Raw genomic sequence first — 15,115 nt, forward strand, 5'->3', positions numbered from 1 at the left:
TTTTGGAAAGCGCAACCTGCTGGTTAGCGCTGTGGAGGAGTACGCTATTCCTCATGGACACACCCGCCGTCTGTACCGAAGCCGCCGCGGCCGAACTACCGTTCGACGTGTTCGCGCGCGCCTGCCCCTCCCGCGAGACCCTGGAGCACGTCACCGGCCGCTGGGGCAGCCTGACCATGGGCGCGCTGCGCGAGGGCCCGTGCCGCTTCAACGAGCTGCGCCGACGGGTGGAGGGGGTGAGCGAGAAGATGCTCTCCCAGACCCTGCACGCGCTGGAGCGCGACGGCGTCGTCCACCGTGAGGCCCAGCCGACCAACCCGCCCCGCGTCGACTACCGGCTGACCCCGCTCGGCGTCGAGGTCGCGGACCGGCTGCTCTCCCTCATCCACTTCCTGGAGGGGAGCATGCCGCAGGTGCTGACCGCCCGGCAGTCCTACGACGAGGCGCGCGGCGGCCTCTGACAGCGGGGGCAGAAGTAGCTCGACCGGTTCATCCACGGCCGGCGCCGCATCGGCGTACCGCAGCGGCGGCACGGCTCGTCCTCGCGCCCGTAGGCGTCGAGGGAGCGGTCGAAGTACCCCGACTCCCCGTTCACGTTGACGTAGAGGCTGTCGAAGCTGGTACCGCCGACCGCGAGGGCGGCGTTCATGACGTCCCGGACGTGGCCGAGGAGTTCCGTGCTCCGGGGGCGCGTGAGGCCCGCGGTGGGGCGCTCGTAGTGCAGCTTCGCGCGCCACAGCGCCTCGTCGGCATAGATGTTGCCGACCCCGCTGATCAGCGACTGGTCCAGCAGCGCCCGCTTGACCGTGGTCCGCTTGGCGCGCAGCGCGAGGTGGTAGGCGCCCTCGTCGAACAGCGGGTCCAGGGGGTCCCGGGCGATGTGCGCGATGACGTCGGGCAGCCCGTCGGGCGCGTTCTCGTGCAGCGAGAGCCCGCCGAAGGTCCGCTGGTCGACGAAGCGCAGCTCCGTCCCGCGGTCGTCCTCAAACCGCACCCGGATCCGCAGGTGCTTCTCGTCGGGGGCGTCCTGCGGCTGCACGAGCAGCTGCCCGCTCATCCCGAGGTGCCCGAGCACCGACTGGTGGCCTCCCTCGAGGGGCAGCCACAGGTACTTACCGCGCCGCTGCGGCACGCCGACGGTCTCCCCGCGCAGCCGCGCCGCGAAGTCGGCGCCGCCGCCCGCGTGGCGCCGTACGGCCCTCGGGTGCAGGACCTCGACGGACTCCACCGTCCGCCCGGCCACCCAGCGCTCCAGGCCCCGCCGCACGACTTCGACCTCGGGCAGCTCGGGCACGGTGTTCCTCCGGGGATCGGATCGGGCTCTCTCCCGTGAGCGTACCGACCTGCCGGCAGGCGCCGGAAACGGGTCCGCCCCGCCGCCTGCTGCGCAGGTGACGGGGCGGGGAGGCCCGAAGGCGAAGGAAGGGTCAGACGCCCGGTGCCGGCTCGGCGGGCTTCGGCGCCCCGCCGTCCGGGGCCTCGGCAGGAGCCGTGGCCCCCGCCGGAGCGGCAGCGGCCTCGGCCGCGATCCGCTCGTCCGCGGCGGCACGGATCCCGCGCCACGCGGACTCCGCCGCCTGCTGTTCCGCTTCCTTCTTGCTGCGGCCGGTGCCGGTGCCGTACGAGACACCACCGACGCGGGCAGCAGCGGTGAAGGTCTTCTCGTGGTCCGGACCGGTCTCCGTGACCAGGTATTCCGGTACGCCAAGACCTTCGGCGGCCGTGAGCTCCTGGAGGCTGGTCTTCCAGTCCAGGCCGGCGCCGAGGTTCGAGGACTTCTCGATGAGCGGGTCGAAGAGCCGGTGGACCAGCTCCGAGGCCGCGTCGAGGCCCTGGTCGAGATAGACCGCGCCGATCACCGCTTCAAGGGTGTCGGCGAGGATGGAGGCCTTGTCCCGGCCGCCCGTGCCCTCTTCGCCCCGGCCGAGCCGGATGAAGGAGCCGAGTTCGAGGCCGCGCCCGACCTCCGCAAGTGCGCGCGAGTTGACCACCGCGGCCCGGAGCTTGGCCAGCTGGCCCTCGGGGAGATCGGGGTGGGTCGTGTACAGCGTGTCCGTGACCACCAGGCCCAGCACGGAGTCCCCGAGGAACTCCAGGCGTTCGTTGGTGGGCAGACCGCCGTTCTCGTACGCGTACGAACGGTGGGTCAGCGCACGCACCAGAAGGGCGGACTCGAGTCGATACCCGAGCCGCCCTTCCAGAAGCGTGTGGGACGAGGCCGCGTTGTTACTGTCTGCCTGCTTCTCAGCGTTGGACAGCTCAGACATTGCGCCTCTCACCAGCCGCTCAGACCTCGAGGACCTGGCGCTTGTTGTAGGTGCCGCAGCTCGGGCACGCAATGTGCTGGAGCTTCGGCTCCTGGCAACGCTCACACGAAACCAGGGTGGGGACCGCAGCCTTCCACTGCGACCGGCGGTGGCGCGTGTTGCTGCGCGACATCTTCCGCTTCGGAACAGCCACGGCTACTTCTCCTGCTTCTCGGCGGCGCCCTGAACTCCGTCAGAGGCAGTGCCGCTCATGTTGTCCTTCTCGCCGTCCTGATCGGTCACGACGAGTCCCTGCAAAGCCGCCCAACGGATGTCGACGGCGTCATGGTGGTGGTCCGGGTCCTCGTTCAGGCTGAGCCCGCAATCGGGGCACAGTCCGAGACAGTCCTCCCGGCACACCGGCTGCATGGGCAGTGCGAGCACCACCACATCCCGCAGCACGGGTTCGAGGTCGAACAAGCCGTCCTCAAGGTAGAGCGTGTCCTCGTCGTCCTCGGCGTCGTCGGCCGGCTCCGCCTTGGGGCGGCCCCGGTCGTCGGCGTCAGGGTACGAGAACATCTCCTGGAAGTCCGCCTTGAGCTCGCGCTCCACGGACTCCAGACACCTTACGCACTCACCTACGGCCGATGCACGAGCGGTGCCTGTGACAAGCACCCCTTCCATGACCGACTCGAGGCGGAGGCTGATCTTCACCGGGGCGCCTTCCGGCACTCCGATGACTCCGACGAGACCGAGGTCCGCCGGCGCCGCGATCTCACGGGACAACCGCTGCATGGCACCAGGACGCCGACCCAGCTCGTGCGTGTCGAACACGAGGGGGTTGCGGTGGTCGAGGCGGGTGTTCAGGGCCGTTCCTGCTTTCACAGATCGCTGAAGATCGAGGTTTCCGCCACTTGAGGGCAGCATGGATCGCGGTGCATACGCGCGACCGAAGAGCCAGGATACCCGCCGCTTCGCTCTGAGCCCAATCCGGCCCCGGCGGGTGACTCAGCGCCCCTGTTCGTACTGGCGCAGCTGGTCCAGGTTGATCATGCTCGTGTCGAAGAAGCTGGTCTCGTCGAGCGCGGGCTGCTGGGGGGCCGGCTGCTGGGACTGCGGCTGCTCGTAAGCGGAGTACGGGTCGGGCTGCTGGACCTGGTGGTAGCCGGCGTACGGGTCCGGCTGCCGGCCGGCGTAGGGCGCCTCGTAGGCCACCCCCGCACCGTCGGTCCCGGAGTAGGGGTCCGGGTACGCGTACCCGTCCTGCTGCCCGGCGTACGCGCCCGTGTAGGCCACGCCGGCGGAGTCGGCGCCCTGGCCGGCGTACATGTCGTACACGGGTTCGGCCTGCGCCGGGATCTGCGGGGCCACCGGCGCGGCCGGCTCGGCCAGGCCCGCCAGGAAGTCCGCGTCGCTCGCCGAGCGGGAGGACTGGCCGCCCGCGGCCTCCTGGGCGGCCATGTGCGCGCCCAGGTCGTCCGTGGGCACCCGGCCCAGCAGCTTCTGCCGGCCGCGGCCCACGGCCTCCAGGGTCTTGGACAGCACGGCCTCGAAGGTCGCCAGCTTGGTGTCCACGTACGCGTCCGCCTGCCGGCGCTGCGTCTCGGGGTCGTGGCTGCGCTCGGGCGCCTCGGCGTCGGCGTAGCCGTGCTCGTCGAGGCCGGGTCCGCGGCCCAGCAGCTTCTCCCGGCCGCGGTCCACCGAGCCGATGGTCTTGGTCAGCACGACCTCGAAGTTCGCGAGCTTGCTGTCGACGTAGTCGTCGGCCTCTGCCCGGATCTCCTCGGCTTCCCGGCGGGCCTCCTCCAGGATCCGGTCCGCCTCGGCCTGGGAGCGCCGCGCGATCTCGGTGTCGGAGATCAGCGAGCCGCGCTGGTTGTGGGCGGACTCGATGATCCGGTCCGCCTCCCGACGGGCCTCCTCGACCATCTGCTCGCGGCCGCCGATGAGCTCCTGGGCCTGCGCGAGCGAGCCGGGGAGCGCCTGGCGCACCTCTTCGAGCCGGTCGAGCAACTCGGCGCGGTTGATCACGCACGAGGCCGACATGGGCATGGACCGGGCGCTGCCGACGGCCGCGACGATCTCGTCGAGCTTCTTCTGCACGTCCATGGGGGCTCGCACTCTCTCGGCCTCGGGCGGTTCCTGAGACGGACGGCACGACTGTAAGGCCAGCGGGCGGGCGTCCGACACCGCCTGACGGCCCGTCAGGCGGCGGCGCTCCCGGTCACCCCCGGATCAGCGCTCGCCCAGCCGCTCCATCAGCGCCGCGTGCACGTGCGCGGGCAGCAGGTGGGCGACGTCTCCGCCCCAGGCCGCGACCTCCTTGACCAGCGAGGAGGACAGGAAGCTGTAGGTGGGGATGGTCGGGACGAACAGCGTCTCGACGCCCGACAGGCCCAGGTTCATCTGCGCCATCTGGAGCTCGTAGTCGAAGTCGCTGACCGCGCGCAGGCCCTTGACGATGGCCGGGATGTCGCGCTGCTTGCAGAAGTCGACGAGCAGCCCGCGGAAGGACTCGACCTGGATGTTGCCGTAGCCGGCCGTCGCCTCGCGGATCAGCTCGATCCGCTCCTCGACGGTGAACAGGCCCTTCTTCGACTCGTTGATCCCCACGGCGACGTGCACGACGTCGTACAGCCTGGAGGCGCGTCCGATGATGTCGAGGTGTCCGTTGTGGATGGGGTCGAAGGACCCCGGACAGACGGCGCGGCGCAACTGAACTCCCTCGTTCATGAGTCTTCGCTGGTGAAGGCGGCGCGACCGTACCAAAGGGTGCCCTCGCCGTACTTCCGCGACCGGAGCGGCTCGAAGCCCTCCGGCCACGGGAAGGCGCCGCTCCTCGTGCTGCGCTCCACGGTGACGAGCGCATCGTCCGTGATCCAGCCATTGGACCGGAGTGTGAGGAGGATCTCCCGCAGTTCCGCGTGGTCCACGGCGTAGGGCGGGTCCAGGAAGACGATGTCGTACGGGTCCCCGGGCGCGGCTCCCGCGACGATCTGCTCGGCCTTGCCCGCGCGGAATTCGGCGCCGGGCAGGCCCAGCACCCTGATGTTGTCCCGGATCGCCTTGGCCGCCTTGGCGTCGGCCTCGACCAGCAGGGCGTGGGCGGCGCCGCGCGAGAGGGCCTCCAGGCCCACGGCGCCGGAGCCGCCGTACAGGTCGAGCACGCGGGCCCCGTCGACGCCGTGGAGCGACTCCCAGGTGGAGAAGAGCCCTTCGCGCATCCGGTCCGAGGTCGGCCGGGTGCCGGTGCCGGGGGGCACGGTCAGCCGGCGCCCGCCGGCGCTTCCGGCGATCACGCGGGTCATCTGGGGGTCCTTCAATCTTCGGGGACAACGGGCACCCCCATTGTCAGCCCTTCTCCAGATACTGCTCCCGCTCGGTGTCCAGCAGGGCCTCCAGCGCGGTGCGCAGGCCGGGCAGCCGCTCCAGCTCCGGATCGGCGGCGACCACGCGGCCGGCCTCCTCGCGGGCCTGGGCGATGACCTCCTCGTCCTCGATGACGGACAGCACCCGCAGCGAGGAGCGCACCCCGGACTGGGCCTGGCCCAGTACGTCGCCCTCGCGGCGCTGCTCCAGGTCGATCCGGGAGAGTTCGAAGCCGTCCAGGGTGGCGGCCACGGCGGCCAGCCGGGCCCGGGCGGGGCTCGCCTCGTGCATCTCGCTCACCAGCAGGCACAGTCCCGGCGCGGAGCCGCGGCCGACGCGGCCGCGCAGCTGGTGGAGCTGGGAGACGCCGAAGCGGTCGGCGTCCATGATCACCATGACCGTGGAGTTCGGGACGTTCACCCCGACCTCGATGACGGTCGTGGCGACCAGTACCTTGACCTCGCCCGCGGCGAACCGGCGCATCACGTCGTCCTTGTCGGCCGGGTCCATCCGGCCGTGCAGCACCTCCACCGACAGCCCAGCGAGCGGGCCGCGCGTGAGCTGCTCGGCGATGTCCAGGACGGCCAGCGGGGGCCGCTTCTCGGCGGCGTCCTCCGCGGAGCCCTTCTTCTTCGGCTCCTCCTCGTCGCCGATGCGGGGGCAGACCACGTACGCCTGGTGGCCGTTCTCCACCTCCTCGCGGACCCGCTCCCAGGCGCGGGCGAGGAAGTGCGGCTTGTCCTTCGCGGGCACCACGTGCGTGGCGATCGGGGACCGGCCGGCGGGCAGCTGGTCGAGGACCGAGGTCTCCAGATCGCCGAAGACGGTCATCGCGACGGTGCGCGGGATCGGGGTGGCGGTCATGACGAGCAGGTGCGGCGGCTGCTTCCCCTTGGACCGCAGGGCGTCGCGCTGCTCCACGCCGAAGCGGTGCTGTTCGTCGACGACGACCAGCCCGAGGTCGTGGAACTGCACCTTGTCCTCGATCAGCGCGTGCGTGCCGATCACGATCCCGGCTTCGCCGGTGACCAGGTCGAGCAGTGCCTGCCGCCGTGCGGGCATCCCCATCGAGCCGGTGAGCAGCACCACCTTGGTGCCCTGGTCCGAGCCGCCGAGCATCCCGCCCTCGGCCAGCTCGCCCATCATCTCGGTGACGGAGCGGTGGTGCTGCTGGGCGAGCACCTCGGTGGGCGCGAGCATGGCGGCCTGCCCCCCGGAGTCCACGACGGCGAGCATGGCCCGCAGCGCCACCATCGTGTTGTGCGTCACGGTGAAGTTGTCCGTCACGTAGGCGTGGCTCGGATGCTCGACGCTGATGCACTGGACCGGCTTGACGCCCACGTGCTCCACAGCCCGAATGCCGCGCCGGAAGGTGTTGTACTTCGGCCTGGGCTGCATTCGTGCCGCCTTGCGCGACAGCCGGAACGGCTCGAATTCCTCCGGCAAGGCAACGGAGACGTTGAAGGCCGCCTTCTCGGGCAGCACACGGGCACGTCCACCGAGAGAGCGCACAAGCCAGGCCACGTCCTGCGCCAACCGGAGCGAGGCAGAGCAGAACGAAATACTCATTCCGTTCGCGTCAAGCGTCCCGTTCGTGTCCATGAGCCCTTGAAGGACCGCCAAACGGTCCTTGACCGGTGCGTTCTTGTAGACGTCCGGGACAAACTTGTCGTGTGAGGTGGCACCCCACAGCCCCAGGTCACGAACCGCCTGGAGGACGGGATTCCGTCGAGTGCCGCCCCTCGGCCCGCTCATCCGGATCGTGTGGTCGCAGCTGGATCCGGGAACCTCGGCCATCTCGCAGTCCGGGGCCAACGCAGTCTTGACCGCGGCCAGGATCTCCCCGTCCGCGGTGGACAGTCCCAGGTTGTCCCGGAACGAGCCGTCGCCGATGAGAACGCCCATCAGGTAAGGATCAAGCGGTTGGCGGTCACCGTTCCCGAGGTCCACGGGGACGGCGACCGGCAGGTACCACTTGGCAGATCCATTGGCCTCGTGCAGGTCCGATCGGATCTCCCTTGTGGTCATCACCTCGGGCTCCTGGCCGCGGTGCCATCCACAGCCGGTGCCCACGATCCACAGGTGTTCGTCGTCGCACTCGACCGAGCTCCCGTCCGAGAGCACCACCCTCCACACGTCGCGTTCCCCCTGAGGGAAGACACCCCCGACGCGTGCGGTCTCGCCGCTCGGAACCACCACCTCGTCCCCGACCGCGATGTCTCCCATGGGCCGGAAACCGACGGGCGTCAGTACCAGCGCGTCAAGCGGCTGAGCCTTGCCCGAGCCGACCTCGCCCTGGAGGAGGCGGTGCATGGGGTGTTCCGTGGCCAGGTCGTCGAAGATCTCCTTCGACACGCTCTGCTGGCCCTCGGTGAGGGTGAACGGGAGCTTGGCGTCGAAGGAGTCGAGCAGGCCGCCGGGGGTGGGGCGGCGGGGGACGGCCGGGAGCTGGGCGTCGGCGTGCCGGCGGCGGGCCAGGGCGACCTGGAGGACGAAGGCCTCGTCCCACTTCAGGCGCTGGCGGGCGTCCTCGACGTCGGCCTTGGCGGCGGGCCGGTGGATCTTCAGCAGGGCCTCGGTGAGCGGGACCAGCCCGCGGCCGTCGCGCAGGGCGGCCGGCAGCGGGTCCACGACCTCCTGGGCCCTGGGCAGCACCGCGTCCACGCACTTGGCGATCTTCCAGGACTCCAGCTTGGCGCAGGCCGGGTAGATCGGAATGAGCTGATTGGCGAAGGCGGCGGCCGCGTCCCGGTCGGAGGCGTCCGCGCCGAGCGGCTCGTACGCGGGGTGGGCCAGCTGGAGCTTGCGGTTGAACAGGGAGACCTTGCCCGCGAACATCGCCCGGCTGCCGGGCAGCAGTTCCTTGTGCGGCTTGTGGACTCCGGCGCCGAAGAAGACCAGCTGGAGCCGGCCGTTGCCGTCGGTGATGGTGACTTCGAGGCGCTTTCCGCCGCCGCGGCTGCCCTGGTAGGTCAGCAGCCGGGCGTCGGCGACCTGCGCGACGACGGTGACGTGCTCGTCGATCTGGTCGGCGAGGTCGGCCAGCGAGGTCAGCTCACCGCGCTCGGCGTACCGCCGCGGGTAGTGGTGGAGCAGGTCCAGGGCCGTGTGCAGGCCGAGCTGCTCGGCCAGCACCTTGGCGGTGGCGGGGCCGAGCGTCTTCTTGAGGTCTTCGTCGAGCGCGGGCACGTGTTCATTGCACACCATCGCGCTGACAAGCCCGCTATTCCACCCCGATGAGCAGCGGCGCCGACCAGCGCCCGCCCCGGTAGGTGACGGTGTCGACGGCCAGGTGCCCCTGCTGTACGTACGCCTCCAGGCGCTCCGCGAGGGCGTCGGGGACCTCGGGGCCCAGGACCAGCGTGACGAGTTCGCCGCCGGAGCCGAGCATCCGGTCCAGGACGGCCTCGGCGGTCTCGGGCAGGCCGTCGCCGATCACGGCGACGTCCCCGTCGATGAGGCCGAGCACGTCTCCGGCCTGGCAGATGCCGGCCGAGGTGAAGGACTGCCGTTCGGCGACGGCCAGTTCCCCGTACCGGGTGGCGCCGGCGGCCGCCGTCATGGCGACCACGTCCTCGTCGAAGGTGCCGTCCGCGTCGTGCACGGCGAGGGCGGCGAGGCTCTGGACCGCGGAGCGGGTGGGGATGACCGCGACCCGCACGCCGTCGGCGCGGGCCTGCTCGGCCGCCGCGGCCGCCACGGCCCGCAGTTCGGCGCTCCCGGGCAGCAGGACCACCTCGCGGGCGTGCGCGCGCCGTACGGCGTCGAGGAGTCCGGCGATGTCGGGGACCTCCCCGGCGCGGGCGAGCACGGTGGTCGCGCCGGCCTCCTCGCACAGCCCGGCCAGGCCTTCGCCCGGGACGACGGCGACCACGGCCCGCTGGACGCGCTCGCCGCGCGCCCGGCGCCGTTCGTCGCCGAAGTGCGTGATCCGTATCCGGTAGGGGCGGCCCGCCACCACACCGGCCTCCACGGCGGCGCCGGGGTCGTCGACGTGGACGTGGACGTTCCACAGCCCCTCGCCGCCGACCACCACCAGCGAGTCGCCCAGCCCGTCGAGCCGTGCGCGCAGCTCCTCCACCGCCGCGTCGGGCGCCTCCAGCAGGTAGACCACCTCGTAGGCGGGCCCGGCGTCCTGCTCGCAGGGGTCGGACGGCTGCGGTACGGGCACGGTCCGGCCGCGGACCTCCTCGGGTGCCGGCTCCTGCCCGGACAGCGCCTGCCACAGCGCCCCGAGTACGGCGACCAGCCCGCAGCCCCCCGCGTCGACCACCCCGGCCCGGCCCAGCGCGGCCAGCTGCCCGGGGGTCTCGGCGAGGGCGGCGCGGGCCGCTCCGTAGGCGGCCCCGGCCACCTCGGCGGCGGTCCCGGCCGCGGCCCCGGCGGCCTCGCCGGCCCGCGCCGCCGCGGCGGCGACGGTGAGCATGGTGCCCTCCACCGGGTGCGCGACGGCCTGGTACGCCTCCTCCGCGGCCCGGGTCAGCGCCTGGGCCAGCAGCCGGCCGGGGCTGTCGTCGCAGGGGGCCGCGGGCTCGTCGCCCAGCACGTCGGCCACGCCCCGCAGCAGCTGCGCCAGGATGGTCCCGGAGTTGCCGCGGGCACCTATGAGCGCGCCGTGCGCGTAGGCCCGTACGGCCTGGGCCAGGGAGGCCGGCGCCGTGTCCTGCGTCACCTCGGCGACGGCGCGGGCGCCGGATTCGGCGGTGAGGTAGAGGTTGGTGCCGGTGTCCGCGTCGGCCACCGGGTAGACGTTGATCGCGTCGATGTCCTCGCGGGCCCGGCCCAGTGCGGTCAGGGCCAGCGAGCTCCAGGTGCGCACCGCTTCGGCGTCGAGCTCGTCGGCGTGCTGCGGCTGCGGCTCGTGCGGCACCGGGCGTTCCTCCTTGTGCGGGCCAGGGTTCACCGCAGGGTAACGCCGGACTGCCGGGGAGACGGGACCGCGGGGCGGGGGCGGCGGCAGCCGTGGTAGTTTTCTTGGACGGGAGCAGTCGTTGTATGCTGCTCCGGTTGCCCGATGAGAGTCGGGCCATTCTTCCGGCAAACCACTTCAGACCTCTGATCCGGTGCGCCGGATTTCACTGTAATTGCATCTGAAGTTTTGGAGTGACCTGTGGCTGCCAACTGCGACGTTTGCGCCAAGGGGCCGAGCTTCGGCAACAACATCTCCCACTCGCACCGCCGCACCTCGCGTCGCTGGAACCCGAACATCCAGCGCGTCCGTGCCGTGGTCAATGGGACGCCGAAGCGCCTCAACGCCTGCACCTCGTGCATCAAGGCCGGCAAGGTCTCGCGCTGACGCCTCCCGTCGTAGCGCAGCCCTACCGGTTGCCACAAAAGGCCGGTTCACCTCTGGTGAACCGGCCTTTTGTCTTGCCCTGAGCCCGGTGCGGCCTGCGCGGCCGTCACGGAGGTGACGGCCGCAGCGGTGGTCGGGTCAGTGCCACTGCCAGGCGTGGTCGACCGGGCCGATGCCCCCGCCGAGCGGGAAGCCGGCGGCGATGGCGCCCGTGACGTACTCCTTGGCCGCGGTGACGGCCGCGGGGACGGTCAGCCCCTTGGCGAGGCCCGCGGCGACGGCGCTGGCGAGGGTGCAGCCGGTGCCGTGCGTGTGCCCGTTGGCGTGCCGGGGGGCGCGCAGCCAGTGTTCCTCGGCCCCGTCCGTGAGCAGGTCCACGGCCTCGTCCCCGTGGGCCGCCAGGTGGCCGCCCTTGACGAGCGCCCACCGGGGGCCGTAGCCGAGGATCGCGTCGGCGGCCCGCCGCATGTCGTCCTCGCCCTCCACGGCCAGGCCTGTCAGCTGCGCCACCTCGTCCAGGTTGGGCGTGGCCACGGTGGCCCGGGGCAGCAGCTCCTGGCGTACGGCGTCCAGCGCCGAGGCGGCGAGGAGGGCGTCCCCGTGCTTGGAGACTCCCACGGGGTCCACGACCGCCGGGGCCCCGGTGGTGGCCAGCAGTTCGGCCACGGTCTCCACGAGCACGGCGGAGGAGAGCATCCCGGTCTTCACGGCCTGCACGCCGATGTCGTCCACGACGGCCCTGAACTGGCTTCTGACGGCCTCTGCGGGCAGCTCCCAGGCACCCTGCACCCCGAGGGAGTTCTGTGCCGTCACGGCGGTCACCACGCTCATGCCGTGGACGCCGAGGGCCAGCATGGTCTTGAGGTCGGCCTGGATGCCCGCGCCGCCGCCGGAGTCGGATCCGGCGACGGTCAGGCACAGCGGCGGGGCGACGCTCACGCCTGGCCCTCCTGGGCCGGGTCGGCCCCGAAGTGGTCCCAGCCGCTGGTGCTGGCCCACGGGGCGCCGTCCACGGTCACCTGGGGCAGCGCGGAGCGGTTGAGCACCTCCCCGATGACCTTCCAGCGGGCGGGCAGCTTCACGTCGGGCGGGAAGGTCGCCACGATCGCGTGGTCCTCTCCCCCGGTGAGGACCCACTGCAGCGGGTCCACGCCGACGGCCTGGCCGATGTCGTACATCTGGGTCGGGATGTCGACGGCCGCCGTGTGCAGGTCGATCCGCACCTTGCTCGCGTCGGCGATGTGCCCGAGGTCGGCGATCAGGCCGTCGCTGACGTCGGTCATGGCGGTGGCGCCGAGTCCGGCGGCCGCCGGGCCCGCGTGGTACGGGGGCTCCGGGCGCCGGTGGGCCTCGACGAAGGCCCTCGGGGAGCGGAAGCCGCGCGAGAGCACGGCGAAGCCCGCGGCGGACCAGCCGAGCCAGCCGGTGACGGCGACGACGTCGCCGGGCCGGGCGCCGGAGCGCAGCACGGGCTCGTGGTTGCGCAGGTCGCCCAGGGCGGTGATGGCGACGGTGATGACGTCGCCGCGGACCACGTCGCCGCCGACCACGGCCGCGCCGGCGACCTGGCACTCGTCGCGGATGCCGTCCATCAGCTCCGTGGGCCAGGTGACCGGCAGCTCGGCCGGGACGACGAGGCCGAGGAGGAGCGCGGTCGGCACCGCGCCCATGGCGGCGATGTCGGCCAGGTTCTGCGCGGCGGCCTTGCGGCCGACGTCGTAGGCCGTGGACCAGTCCCGCCGGAAGTGTCTGCCTTCCAACAGGATGTCGGTGCTCGCCACGACCCTCCGGTCGGGGGCCGACACCACAGCGGCGTCGTCGCCCGGACCGAGCCGGACCGCCGGGGTGGTGGTGAGCCGTGAGGTGAGTTCCCGAATGAGGCCGAACTCCCCCAGCTCGCCCACAGTGCCCTTCATCGCTGTGCCCCTTCTTGCCCAGTCCGCTTGCGGTCGCGAGCCGTCACAGCTCTGGGTACCGTCAACAGATACGTCAACTTCTGCTCTGCGTACGCCCCGCTGCGCGCGGCGCCGTGCCCAGGGGTCTCCCCGTGGCGCTCGGCGACGCGGTACCGTGGCGTCCCTTCTTCCCCCGGCCCTTTCGATCGTGTCGGGCCCATCCGAAGGTTAGGGGAAATGATCCTCGTGGCCGCCCTGGAGGTTCCGTGGTACAGGCGTACATCCTTATCCAGACCGAGGTGGGCAAGGCGTCGTTCGTCGCCGAGTCCATCGGCCAGATCCCGGGGGTGATCCAGGCCGAGGACGTGACGGGTCCGTACGACGTGATCGTGCGCGCCCAGGCCGACACCGTGGACGAGCTCGGCCGCATGGTGGTCGCCAAGGTCCAGCAGGTGGAGGGGATCACCCGCACCCTGACCTGCCCGGTGGTCCATCTGTAGCCCCCGTCTACTGTGGGCCGGTGATGTCCCTACACCGCCGGCCGCTCGTCCGTGTCCGTGCCCTGTCCGCCGCTGCCGCCGCGACGGCCCTCCTGGCCCTCGCGGCGTGCTCCCCGGCCGGTTCCGAGGCCCGGGTGGACCCGCCGCCCACGCCGCCCGCCGAGGTCGCGGGGCTCTGTGCGGCGCTGCACGGGGAGCTCCCGGAGACGGTGGCCGGTCAGGCCCGGACCCGTACCGAACCGGAGTCCCCGCTGACGGCCGCGTGGGGCGGCTCGGCGATCGTACTGCGGTGCGGTATCCCCAGGCCCCCGGCGATGGCGGATCCGGAGCAGGAGGGCGTCCAGGTGAACGGGGTCTCCTGGCTGCTGGAGAAACTCGACGACGGGGGTTTCCGGTTCACCACCGGCATGCGGAAGGCGTACACGGAGGTCGTGGTCGACAAGGAGCATGCCACGGACGCGGGAATGCTGGTGGGGTTGTCCACGGCCGTGGCCAAGACCGTCCCCGAGGGCATCTCCTCGTACTGAATCCGGCACCGCCCCGCGCTCACGGCGACCGCCCGCCGACCGGCCCCGGAAGGGCCGGTCGGCGGGCGGTCTGCCGTACGGGGTCCGGTGCGGCTAGCGCAGGCCGGTGGAGCGGCGCAGGGCGGCCTGGAGCAGGCGGTCGACCAGCTCCTGGTAGCCGATGCCCGACTCCTGCCACATCAGCGGGTACATCGAGATCGGGGTGAAGCCCGGCATCGTGTTGATCTCGTTGATGACGAACTCGCCGTCCTCCGTGAGGAAGAAGTCGGCGCGGACCAGGCCCTCGCAGGACGCGGCCTCGAAGGCCTCGATCGCGAGGCGCTGGACCTCGGCGGTCTGCTCCGGGGTGAGCGGGGCGGGCACGATCCCGGAGGCGGAGTCGATGTACTTCGCCTCGAAGTCGTAGAAGTCGTGGCTGGAGACCGGCGGGATCTCCGCGGGCGCGCTCGCGCGCGGCCCGTCCTCGAACTCCAGCACGCCGCACTCGATCTCGCGGCCGCGCAGCAGCGCCTCGACGATGAACTTCGGGTCGTGGCGGCGCGCCTCGCGGATCGCCGCGTCGAGACCGGAGGGCTCGTCGACCTTGGTGATGCCGATGGAGGAGCCGGCCCGGGCGGGCTTGATGAACAGCGGCCAGCCGTGCTCGGCGGCGAAGTCCAGGATCCTGCCCTTGGCGGCGGCCTGGTCGGCCTCCCACTCGCGGGGGCGGATGGTCACGTACGGGCCGACGCGCAGCCCGAACGAGGTGAACACCCGCTTCATGTAGTCCTTGTCCTGGCCGACGGCCGAGGCGAGGACGCCCGAGCCGACGTACGGGATCCCGGAGAGCTCCAGGAGGCCCTGCAGGGTGCCGTCCTCGCCGTACGGGCCGTGCAGTACGGGGAAGACGACGTCGACCTCGCCCAGGGCCTTGGGAACGGCACCGGGCTCGGTGTAGACGACCTGGCGGCTGGCGGGGTCGACCGAGAGCACGACGGAGCCGTCCTCGGAGTCCGCGAGCTCCTCGACGCTCGGGAGCTGCCGGTCTGCGATGGCCATCCGCTCGGGTTCGTCGGCGGTCAGCGCCCACCGGCCGTCCGTGGTGATGCCGATGGGCAGCACCTCGTACTTGCACCGGTCGATGGAGCGCAGGACGGCGCCCGCCGTGACGACCGAGATGGCGTGTTCCGAGCTGCGGCCGCCGAACACGACGGCCACGCGGGGCTTGCGGCCCTGCTGCTCAGGGGGCTGGGGGAGGTTCTCGCTGCTCATATCGCCACGAGGGTACCCGCTCATGCGTGCG

At 71.9% G+C, this 15,115-nt stretch carries 16 protein-coding genes; 4 read left to right on the forward strand and 12 right to left on the reverse strand.

From position 1 onward, the window contains the following. The first annotated feature begins 53 nt into the window (after positions 1-53). Entirely contained in the window at positions 54-461 is a 408-nt protein-coding gene (locus tag ACIGFK_RS12765; protein WP_376658258.1) for a winged helix-turn-helix transcriptional regulator, read from the forward strand. On the opposite strand, the gene mutM is transcribed toward ACIGFK_RS12765, so the two are convergent. From mutM to ACIGFK_RS12810, 9 genes are all read right to left on the reverse strand, one after another. Continuing rightward, entirely contained in the window at positions 434-1,294 is an 861-nt protein-coding gene (mutM, locus tag ACIGFK_RS12770) for a bifunctional DNA-formamidopyrimidine glycosylase/DNA-(apurinic or apyrimidinic site) lyase (RefSeq protein ID WP_376658259.1), read from the reverse strand. The genes ACIGFK_RS12765 and mutM overlap by 28 nt on opposite strands. Positions 1,295-1,427: 133 nt before the next feature. Continuing rightward, positions 1,428-2,267, reverse strand: a complete 840-nt coding sequence (rnc, locus tag ACIGFK_RS12775; protein WP_400051494.1) for a ribonuclease III — start codon at positions 2,265-2,267, stop codon at positions 1,428-1,430. Between the two features lie 19 nt (positions 2,268-2,286). Beyond that, positions 2,287-2,460 carry a 50S ribosomal protein L32 gene (gene rpmF, locus ACIGFK_RS12780; protein WP_003965982.1) on the reverse strand — a complete coding sequence of 58 codons (174 nt, stop codon included), beginning with the start codon at positions 2,458-2,460 and terminating at the stop codon, positions 2,287-2,289. 2 nt (positions 2,461-2,462) lie between these two features. Continuing rightward, positions 2,463-3,173, reverse strand: a complete 711-nt coding sequence (locus tag ACIGFK_RS12785; protein ID WP_376658261.1) for a DUF177 domain-containing protein — start codon at positions 3,171-3,173, stop codon at positions 2,463-2,465. Between the two features lie 81 nt (positions 3,174-3,254). After that, the gene (locus ACIGFK_RS12790) at positions 3,255-4,355 is read right to left on the reverse strand and encodes a cell division initiation protein (protein ID WP_376658262.1); all 1,101 of its coding nucleotides are present in this window, start codon (positions 4,353-4,355) and stop codon (positions 3,255-3,257) included. A gap of 126 nt (positions 4,356-4,481) precedes the next feature. Next, a complete protein-coding gene (gene coaD / locus ACIGFK_RS12795) occupies positions 4,482-4,961 on the reverse strand; it encodes a pantetheine-phosphate adenylyltransferase (RefSeq protein WP_376658266.1) in 480 nt (159 codons plus the stop codon). A 14-nt stretch (positions 4,962-4,975) separates the two neighbouring features. Next, positions 4,976-5,554 carry a 16S rRNA (guanine(966)-N(2))-methyltransferase RsmD gene (gene rsmD / locus ACIGFK_RS12800; protein WP_376658263.1) on the reverse strand — a complete coding sequence of 193 codons (579 nt, stop codon included), beginning with the start codon at positions 5,552-5,554 and terminating at the stop codon, positions 4,976-4,978. Between the two features lie 43 nt (positions 5,555-5,597). Further along, positions 5,598-8,822 carry a helicase-related protein gene (locus ACIGFK_RS12805; RefSeq protein WP_400051497.1) on the reverse strand — a complete coding sequence of 1,075 codons (3,225 nt, stop codon included), beginning with the start codon at positions 8,820-8,822 and terminating at the stop codon, positions 5,598-5,600. 16 nt (positions 8,823-8,838) lie between these two features. Further along, positions 8,839-10,485, reverse strand: a complete 1,647-nt coding sequence (locus ACIGFK_RS12810) for a DAK2 domain-containing protein (protein WP_400051499.1) — start codon at positions 10,483-10,485, stop codon at positions 8,839-8,841. A gap of 240 nt (positions 10,486-10,725) precedes the next feature. On the opposite strand from ACIGFK_RS12810, the gene rpmB reads away from it, so the two are divergent. Continuing rightward, positions 10,726-10,911 carry a 50S ribosomal protein L28 gene (gene rpmB, locus ACIGFK_RS12815; protein ID WP_007266795.1) on the forward strand — a complete coding sequence of 62 codons (186 nt, stop codon included), beginning with the start codon at positions 10,726-10,728 and terminating at the stop codon, positions 10,909-10,911. A gap of 138 nt (positions 10,912-11,049) precedes the next feature. Here rpmB and thiD read toward each other — a convergent pair whose 3' ends face one another. Together thiD and ACIGFK_RS12825 are read right to left on the reverse strand one after the other, a co-directional pair. Continuing rightward, on the reverse strand, positions 11,050-11,850 hold the full coding sequence (gene thiD, locus ACIGFK_RS12820) for a bifunctional hydroxymethylpyrimidine kinase/phosphomethylpyrimidine kinase (RefSeq protein WP_376662425.1): 801 nt from the start codon (positions 11,848-11,850) through the stop codon (positions 11,050-11,052). Continuing rightward, entirely contained in the window at positions 11,847-12,827 is a 981-nt protein-coding gene (locus tag ACIGFK_RS12825) for a thiamine-phosphate kinase (protein ID WP_376662424.1), read from the reverse strand. The genes thiD and ACIGFK_RS12825 overlap by 4 nt, the downstream gene beginning before the upstream one ends. 245 nt (positions 12,828-13,072) lie before the next feature. On the opposite strand from ACIGFK_RS12825, the gene ACIGFK_RS12830 reads away from it, so the two are divergent. After that, a complete protein-coding gene (locus tag ACIGFK_RS12830) occupies positions 13,073-13,306 on the forward strand; it encodes an Lrp/AsnC family transcriptional regulator (RefSeq protein WP_030028650.1) in 234 nt (77 codons plus the stop codon). Positions 13,307-13,329: 23 nt separating this feature from the next. Further along, the gene (locus tag ACIGFK_RS12835) at positions 13,330-13,833 is read left to right on the forward strand and encodes a DUF3515 family protein (RefSeq protein WP_376662423.1); all 504 of its coding nucleotides are present in this window, start codon (positions 13,330-13,332) and stop codon (positions 13,831-13,833) included. A gap of 93 nt (positions 13,834-13,926) precedes the next feature. Here ACIGFK_RS12835 and ACIGFK_RS12840 read toward each other — a convergent pair whose 3' ends face one another. Further along, positions 13,927-15,084 (reverse strand): D-alanine--D-alanine ligase family protein, encoded by a 1,158-nt coding sequence (locus ACIGFK_RS12840; protein ID WP_400051502.1) that lies wholly within the window; start codon positions 15,082-15,084, stop codon positions 13,927-13,929. Between the last annotated feature and the right edge of the window lie 31 nt (positions 15,085-15,115).

This window comes from Streptomyces sp. NPDC085524 (genome assembly GCF_044541755.1).
Taxonomy (GTDB): domain Bacteria; phylum Actinomycetota; class Actinomycetes; order Streptomycetales; family Streptomycetaceae; genus Streptomyces.

Excerpts from the sequence above, each read along its gene's own strand:
- ACIGFK_RS12765 (WP_376658258.1), top strand. The coding sequence starts at position 54 with ATGGACACACCCGCCGTCTGTACCGAAGCCGCCGCGGCCGAACTACCG.
- rnc (WP_400051494.1), bottom strand. The coding sequence starts at position 2,267 with ATGTCTGAGCTGTCCAACGCTGAGAAGCAGGCAGACAGTAACAACGCG.
- ACIGFK_RS12785 (WP_376658261.1), bottom strand. The coding sequence starts at position 3,173 with ATGCTGCCCTCAAGTGGCGGAAACCTCGATCTTCAGCGATCTGTGAAA.
- ACIGFK_RS12790 (WP_376658262.1), bottom strand. The coding sequence starts at position 4,355 with ATGGACGTGCAGAAGAAGCTCGACGAGATCGTCGCGGCCGTCGGCAGC.
- rsmD (WP_376658263.1), bottom strand. The coding sequence starts at position 5,554 with ATGACCCGCGTGATCGCCGGAAGCGCCGGCGGGCGCCGGCTGACCGTG.
- ACIGFK_RS12805 (WP_400051497.1), bottom strand. The coding sequence starts at position 8,822 with ATGGTGTGCAATGAACACGTGCCCGCGCTCGACGAAGACCTCAAGAAG.
- ACIGFK_RS12825 (WP_376662424.1), bottom strand. The coding sequence starts at position 12,827 with ATGAAGGGCACTGTGGGCGAGCTGGGGGAGTTCGGCCTCATTCGGGAA.
- ACIGFK_RS12835 (WP_376662423.1), top strand. The coding sequence starts at position 13,330 with ATGTCCCTACACCGCCGGCCGCTCGTCCGTGTCCGTGCCCTGTCCGCC.
- ACIGFK_RS12840 (WP_400051502.1), bottom strand. The coding sequence starts at position 15,084 with ATGAGCAGCGAGAACCTCCCCCAGCCCCCTGAGCAGCAGGGCCGCAAG.